This window comes from Methylobacterium frigidaeris (assembly GCF_022179185.1).
In the GTDB taxonomy this organism is placed as follows: Bacteria; Pseudomonadota; Alphaproteobacteria; order Rhizobiales; family Beijerinckiaceae; genus Methylobacterium; species Methylobacterium frigidaeris.
In genome coordinates this window covers 1-233 of the sequence record NZ_BPQJ01000373.1, presented here as the reverse complement: position 1 = coordinate 233, position 233 = coordinate 1, and the positions used below count along the sequence as shown (strand labels likewise).

The 233-nt window shown below is 58.4% G+C and carries 1 protein-coding gene; it reads left to right on the top strand.

Annotated features, from left to right (window positions below; translation table 11 throughout):
- Positions 1 to 233 (top strand): hypothetical protein (locus MFF64_RS37405; RefSeq protein ID WP_238194136.1); only part of this gene is annotated, 233 nt, incomplete at both ends.

Below are 233 nucleotides of genomic sequence, written 5' to 3'. Positions count from 1 at the left end.
CGAGGGTTGAGGAGGTCGGTACCCATGAGGTGGTGTTGTTGCAGGTGCGGTATGCGGTCATTGTGGACATTTTGGGATTCCGTTCGCTCATACTGGATAAGTCCGCTCGTGATAATCCGGGATTGGTCGCCGTGCTGAAGAGCCTTTTGACTTCCAACGCCGTGAACCGGCGTCGCTCCGGGACTTCGAAGGCTGACAAAAGCCGGCACCGCGCTACCCTGGTCGTCACCGCA